6 protein-coding genes are annotated in these 6814 nt (G+C 52.1%); all 6 read left to right on the top strand.

Going from position 1 to position 6814, the window contains the following annotated elements:
- Positions 1–1606, top strand: a 1606-nt coding sequence (gene tssI / locus OK409_RS06625; RefSeq protein WP_264366902.1) for a type VI secretion system tip protein TssI/VgrG, incomplete at its 5' end; no start/stop codon positions are given.
- 13 nt (positions 1607–1619) lie between these two features.
- Positions 1620–2180, top strand: coding sequence for a hypothetical protein (locus OK409_RS06620; RefSeq protein ID WP_264366901.1), 561 nt, complete (start codon positions 1620–1622; stop codon positions 2178–2180).
- A gap of 341 nt (positions 2181–2521) precedes the next feature.
- Positions 2522–2875 (top strand): hypothetical protein, encoded by a 354-nt coding sequence (locus OK409_RS06615; protein WP_264366900.1) that lies wholly within the window; start codon positions 2522–2524, stop codon positions 2873–2875.
- A 77-nt stretch (positions 2876–2952) separates the two neighbouring features.
- Complete coding sequence (locus OK409_RS06610; protein WP_264366899.1) at positions 2953–3300, top strand: hypothetical protein; 348 nt, start codon at positions 2953–2955, stop codon at positions 3298–3300.
- 71 nt (positions 3301–3371) lie between these two features.
- Entirely contained in the window at positions 3372–3812 is a 441-nt protein-coding gene (locus OK409_RS06605) for a DcrB-related protein (RefSeq protein WP_010246011.1), read from the top strand.
- 3 nt (positions 3813–3815) lie between these two features.
- Positions 3816–6814, top strand: a 2999-nt coding sequence (locus OK409_RS06600; protein WP_264366898.1) for a DUF6531 domain-containing protein, incomplete at its 3' end; no start/stop codon positions are given.

Here is a 6814-nt window from a genome sequence, read left to right as displayed (position 1 = left end):
CGCGAAGGTGGTGGGCCCGAAAGGCGAGTCGATCTGGACCGACCGCTATGGGCGGGTGAAGGTGAAGTTTCACTGGGACCGGCTGGCGAAGGGCGATGACACCAGCTCCTGCTGGGTGCGCGTCTCCAGCGCCTGGGCCGGCCAGGGATTTGGCGGGGTGCAGATCCCGCGAGTGAACGACGAAGTGGTGGTGGACTTCATCAACGGCGATCCGGATCGTCCAATCATCACAGGACGTGTTTATAACGAGGCGAGTATGCCGCCGTGGGCGCTGCCGGCAGCGGCGACGCAAATGGGCTTTCTGAGCCGGTCGAAGGATGGCACGGCGGACACCGCGAACGCGTTAAGGTTTGAGGATAAGTCGGGTGAGGAACATCTGTGGATTCAGGCGCAGAAGAACATGGATACCCATGTTAAAAATGACGCCAGCCATTCAGTCGCCAACAATCACAGCCATTACGCGGGCGGCAATGAGCTCTACCGTGTCGAAACCAACCGTGTCCACGGTGTAAAAGGGGGCGAAGAGCGGCTGACCGGTAAGGGCAAACTCGATGCGGTGGTCGATACCTATGTAGTGGGTTCGGGGACTAAACTTCGCCTTGAATGCGGAGAGAGTGCTATCGAACTGAATGCGAATGGCCAGATTAATATTGTGGGCAAGGGCTTCAATATTTTTGTGCAGGGTGATGGTCATATCACCACCTCTGGCGGCAAACTGAACCTGAACACAGATGGCGCGAAGCCGGGCACAAGCGCACCGGGCTCCAGTCATAAACAAAACATCAGCCAGGCCGTAGAGAATCTGTTCCCGCCGAAGCAGAAAGGACAGGCGGCTCCGGCTGCGCCAAAAGCTGCGGCGGCACCGGCGAAAGGGGCGGCTGCACCGTTAGCCAATACTGCTTCTGGCGATAAGAAGAGCAAATATGACTACTCGGTAGATGAGATGGTCAAAAAACAAAAAGGGCTTAAAGCCACGCCGGTGAAATGGGATAAAACTAAAAAAGGCTTCGTAAACGCCACCGAGGACGATATCAAAAAATATGTCGATCCTGCCAACCACATGGAAGGCAAAGACAAATATCAGTTTGTGGATCTTTCCTCCTCATCTGGGATCAGTAAAGATGATATGAGCACTTTCCTTAAGGATAAGGGCACGCTGTCCGGTCAGGAACAGACTTATCTGGATGCGGCTAAAAAATATAATGTTAATGAAGCGTATCTGGCTGCCCATTCCGCGCTGGAGACGGGAAATGGCACCAGTGAGTTAGCCAAAGGCGTCATGGTTAATGGAACCAAAGTTTATAATATGTACGGCATAGGTGCGCTGGATGGCAATGCGGTGCAAACCGGCGCTAACTATGCTTATAAACAGGGCTGGACAACACCCGCTAAGGCCATCGATGGTGGTGCTAAGTGGATATCTGATAAGTTTGTTGGCTCTGGTCAGAATACTTTGTATAAAATGCGCTGGAATCCGGCTTCGCCGGGAACACATCAGTATGCGACAGATGTTAACTGGGCTACGGCTCAGACAACCAGCATGAAGAAAATGTTCGACAGTTTTCCGAATGCGAATCTTTCTTATGACATACCTGAGTTTAAATAAGGGACTGATAAAAATGATTTTTCCTATGAGAAAGGCAGTATTGTTGTTTGCGCTGCTGTTCCCTGCCGTTCAGGTAAATCTGGCTACTGCGGCGGCAAGCATTACGTCCCCTGCTGCCTTAACAGCCGCTGACTTTAGTGTGAAAATCAATAATCATCCTTTTACCTTAGGTGATAAATGGAGCGATGAGACTCAGAAGCAGGCGGGCACGCAGATAAGTGAAAACTTTGTTGGCGATGTGCCTGCCGGTGACACCAGTTTTAAGTACTACCAGCACAAATATGATGGTTTTGAAATCTACACTGCCAATCTGTTCTGGCAAAAAGAGCAGCGTGATATTGACAGCTACCTTATTGCACAGATCACCATCAACACTCCTGCGATCAAAACAGCGAGAGGCGTAGGACCAGGCGATAGCCAGGATGTGCTGGTCAGTAAATATGGTCAGGGCACAGTGGATGACAGTGATAATCAGCATTGGTTATATTATGATGCTGATAACAAACGCATGTCATTTCAGTTAGAGCATAAAAAAATCAGTCATATTATGATGACGATTAATACGGATGAATAATAACAACCCTGCGTGATACGTCACGCAGGATTAAATTAACTTATTAATCTTATTTTTTTGATTAAATAATTTTAAGTCCGCTAATAGGTTTTAATTTCCTACTCCTGAAGTATGTGACCAATAAAATAAATGCCACATTCATTCAAGACCTGGTTAACTGTATACAACAGCATGCCATCTGGCGAGTTGAATGATTATTTAAAAAGAGAATAATCAATATGGTAAAACGGTGCTACTTAATTCACTCCTCAGGTAAAACTATAAAGTTATTTGTTAAAGTGATGCTCTTGATGATATTTATAGTTTGCCCGATAGGCATTGCAACAGCTTCAGGAACACAAGTGTCTTTTTCTCAGTACAATAGCTTAGACAATGTTTCAAAGATCTTTAGTGACCAGGATGTTGTCTCCACTTTAAAATCTGTTTTAGGTAATGAGTATAATGATTTCAGCCAGAACTTTGATGTTTTTGGAGAACCCCATAAAACAGATGTCGGCGGTATATTCGTTGAGGGCTGGTTAAAAGATCTCTATCTTGTGCAAGCATCCGCATTCGTGATACAGGCAGATGGCAAAGTGTATGCTGCCTGGATGATGCCTCAAAACAACAAAATACATTATGTCACTAACGCGCCTGAAGGTAACAAAGTTCAGGAGGATATAGCACGCTGGTCTAAGCGTTTTGATAATGAATAGTCTGCCATCCAGGATGAGTAATTTAATCGATAATCGCGTGATAATTATATCTTAGCCAAGTTTTATGACAGGTTTAAATGATTAAAATTTTATGCGTTTTAATGTTTTCATATCCGCTGATGACTTCTGCAAATGATTTTTGTCAACGGATGGCTAGTAACGCTAACGCAAAAGGCGTGCGTTTCGACCATACAGATAATGTCTACAGGGTTGGCGGGTCAGGACGGCTGCAATTTTATTCTGCACCTGATGGCCGTTGTGTAGAGAAAGACGTTTTTGTGGTGCCTGGCAATGAATTATATGCTTACGTCGAATATGGAAAATATTACAGCGTAATGTATGTGGCTAATGACGGAAATCAGGCTAATGGCTGGGTAGAAAAAGAAAGATTGATTGAATCACACGGGTATCGCACCCGATTATGATGCAAATAAATAGTTACTCCTTCTGCTGTTAATAACATTACATTTTTACTTTCCCCATATGGATATCTATTATGCATTACCAATTCAATGAGGGCGCCTTTGCGCTTTTTCCTGCTGCCTGGCAGGACACCACCATGAATATTCTCCGCGATGAAGCCAGTGGGCTGGCATGGGTTGTGAGCCGTGGCGTTATTTCTGAGGGCAGTGATGCGGAAAAAGAGTTCCAGCGTCAGTGGGACACATTGCGGAGTCAGATGGGCCATATCCAGCAGACTGAATTTGTACGTTTGATGGCAGGTGTAGATAACACATTACACGCGGTAGAAGTTGAAACCGTATTTGACCGTAACGGGCAGGCAGTGTGGCAGAAACAGCTGGCTACACAGGTGCCTGATTCGAACATCTTAATGATTTTTACGCTATCAGCCATGCGTCCATTCAATGAAGAGGATGGACAGCGCTGGAGTGCATTTAAACAAAGCCTGAGTCTGAACAATCCACGGAAAGCATAACCTATGGATAACCCTGCTGCCCGCGTGGGCGACGAGATCATTCACTCCAGCATTTTCGCTGATATCACGAGCATTGTTGCGGAAGGTGCGGCCTATGCCGTCATTGGTGCCGCAGTGGGTGCTGCTATCGTCTCGGCAGCGCCCCTGCTGGGCACAGGGGCGGCAGCGGCGAGTGTGGCAGCCGTGGGTAACAGTTGCCTGCTCAGCGGTATTCTGGGTGGTGTACTGGCCAATGCCGTTGGTCTGTCACAAGAGATCAGCAAAGCGGCCGATGGGCTGGGAAACATGATATTCCCGCCGTCACCTGCCGGAGTAATCGCCAGTGGATCAGTGAATGTCTACGTTAATGGTCTTTTAGCCGCACGCGCGGCCGGGATGCTCACGCCCGGCGAGACACCGCCACCGGAACCGCAATCGCCGCAGAGCTTCGCGGACTATGGCGGCATGTTGCTCTCTGCGGTCGGCCAGTTTGGCAGTGCAATGTGGCAGCCCACGGTAGCCTCCGCCGATGCGGGCACCTCTCCGCTGGAGCAGGACAAAGTGGCCTGTGAAAAACACAGTGCACCGCAATATCTGGCTCAGGGATCGAAAAGCGTCTTTATCAATGGCCAGCCTGCAGTGCGCGCAAAGGATAAAACCACCTGTGACGCCACCGTGAGCGACGATGTTTCCCCCAATGTCATCATTGGTGGTGAAACCGTCACGGTCAGAGAGATCAAAAGTGGCAAGGTGCCAGGTCTGGCCGTGATGATGATCGGCCTTTCCCTCATCCGTGGTCGCCCCAGTCAGATCATCAAAAACATGCCCTGCGCGCTGGCCGGTGCCGTGGGCGGTATGGCGGCGGACATGGCTATCAATGCGGCCTTCTCGTCGCTGTTTCCGGTTCATGCGGCGACCGGCGTCAAAGTCCTTAATGATGATGCCGAGCGCGATTTTTCCCTTCCCGGACGTTTCCCGCTCAGTTTTCAGCGCAGCTATAACAGCCTGACTCAGCGCGCTGGGCTGTTTGGTCAGGGCTGGGCCACGGTGTTTGACAGCTACCTGACGCTGGAAGGGAATCGGGCAACCTGGTTTGATGACAACGGGCGCGAGCTGAGCTTTGACGTTCCCGGTGACAAAGAGGTGCTTTACAGCATCAGCGAAGGGCTGATGGTACGGCGCAACGAGTCTGGCGATATCGCCATTGCCGATGACGACGGTGCGGTATGGCGTCTTTACAGGTGCACGGCCGCTGATCCGCAGGTACTGCGGCTGGCTTCACTGAGCGACGAGTACGGTAATGCGCTGGAGATGGGCTGGGATGAACAGGCCCGCCTGGTACGTATCCATGACGCGCCGCTGGCGATTGACGTCACGCTGCACTACGACGACAAACAGCACGCGCGGCGTCCGACATCAGCCAGCCATTTTGATGGCGATCAGCACTGGCCTCTCACGCGCTGGACCTACAATGATCGGGGCCAGCTTGCCAGCGTTACTGATGCCGCAGGCGTTGTCTCACGACGCTTCCGTTACAACGACGATGGATTGATGGTCTGGCACCAACTGCCGGGCGGGCTGGAGAGTGAATATCGCTGGCAGAAGCTGGATCACTGGCGCGTTGTAGAAAACCGCACCAACAGCGGTGATGGCTGCCACATGCATTACGATCTTGAGGCGGGCATCACGCGCGTGTCGACCTATGACGGTCAGCAGCGCGAACACCACTGGAATGCCGCGGGCCTCATCACCTGTTTTATCGACGAGCGCGGCGAGAAGTGGCGTTATGAGTGGGATGAAAACGAACTCCTGACGCGTCGCATCGATCCGCTGGGCAACGCGGTGAGCTTCACCTATGACGATCTGGGCAACCGTGTTGAAGAGAAGGATGCTGACGGTGGTGTGCAGGCGGTGCAATGGCTGTCACACCGTTCGCTGCCCACGGTTGTTGCCGGAGCAGACGGTTCCACAACGAAATACTATTACGATCTCCATCACGGCCTTGAGCGCGTTGTTGATGCGCTCGGGCAAAGCACGCTCTATCAGCGGGATGAGTTCGGACTGGTTGTCGAAGAGACTGACGCAGCAGGTAATAGCTACCGCCGTGAGTTTAATGATGCCGGCCAGGTTATCCGTGAAACCGACTGTTCAGGGCTGACCACGCGCTACCGTTATCATCCCCTGGGCTGGCTCAGCTGTGTCATCGCGCCGGATGGTGAAGAAACCCGTTATCACTATGATGCAGCAGGCCGTCCTCTTCAGCTGGAACGCGCAGAAGGATGGGAAGAGCGGTTGCACTGGAGTGAAAACGGACTGCCGCTGGCCTATGAATCGGCTGATGGCAAGCGCAGTGAATTCCGTTACGACAATGTCGGGCGATTGATCGCCAACCGTAATGCGCAGGGTGAGACGGTTCAGCGAAGCTGGGACAGCCGTGGCCGGTTGACGGCGCTGCAAAACGAGAACGGCGAGCAGTATCAGTTCGAGTGGGGCGCAGATTCTCTGTTGCTGGCCCAGGTCGGGCTGGATGGTGTTGCCACGCGATATGACTATGATGCGGCGGGCCGCACGGTATCACGCACCTTTGCCGCCGGACATCCTCAGTCCATTACCCATCGCTATCACTGGAGCCGTGCGGGGCAACTGCTGGCGCGGACCACGCCGGAAGGCCAGACGCGCTATCACTACAGCGGTGGGGGGCAACTGGGCAAAGTGTCGCAGCATTTGCCGCTGTCTGACACCGAGTGGAGCCAGCAGGCCGAGCAGGAGATTACCTTTAAGTATGATGCGCTGGGCCGCATCGTTGCTGAGCAGGGGGAGCAGGGCGAACTGGCGTGGGAGTATGACGCGCTGGGCAACTGCACTGCCCTGACGCTGCCGGATGGCCGCAACCTGAAGCAGCTTTATTACGGTAGCGGCCATCTGCTGAGCATCGCATTAGACAACCTGCCGGTCACTGAATTTACCCGTGACACAATGCATCGGGAGCTGAGCCGGACGCAGGGCGGCCTGACCATGCGCAG

The organism is Pantoea sp. RG18, from assembly GCF_025910075.1.
Lineage (GTDB): Bacteria > Pseudomonadota > Gammaproteobacteria > Enterobacterales > Enterobacteriaceae > Pantoea > Pantoea agglomerans.
Note: the sequence above shows the minus strand (reverse complement) of the source record. Positions and strands in the feature narration are given on the sequence as shown.

Coding starts and splice junctions, on each gene's coding strand:
- OK409_RS06620 (WP_264366901.1), top strand. CDS start 1,620: ATGATTTTTCCTATGAGAAAGGCAGTATTGTTGTTTGCGCTGCTGTTC.
- OK409_RS06610 (WP_264366899.1), top strand. CDS start 2,953: ATGATTAAAATTTTATGCGTTTTAATGTTTTCATATCCGCTGATGACT.
- OK409_RS06605 (WP_010246011.1), top strand. CDS start 3,372: ATGCATTACCAATTCAATGAGGGCGCCTTTGCGCTTTTTCCTGCTGCC.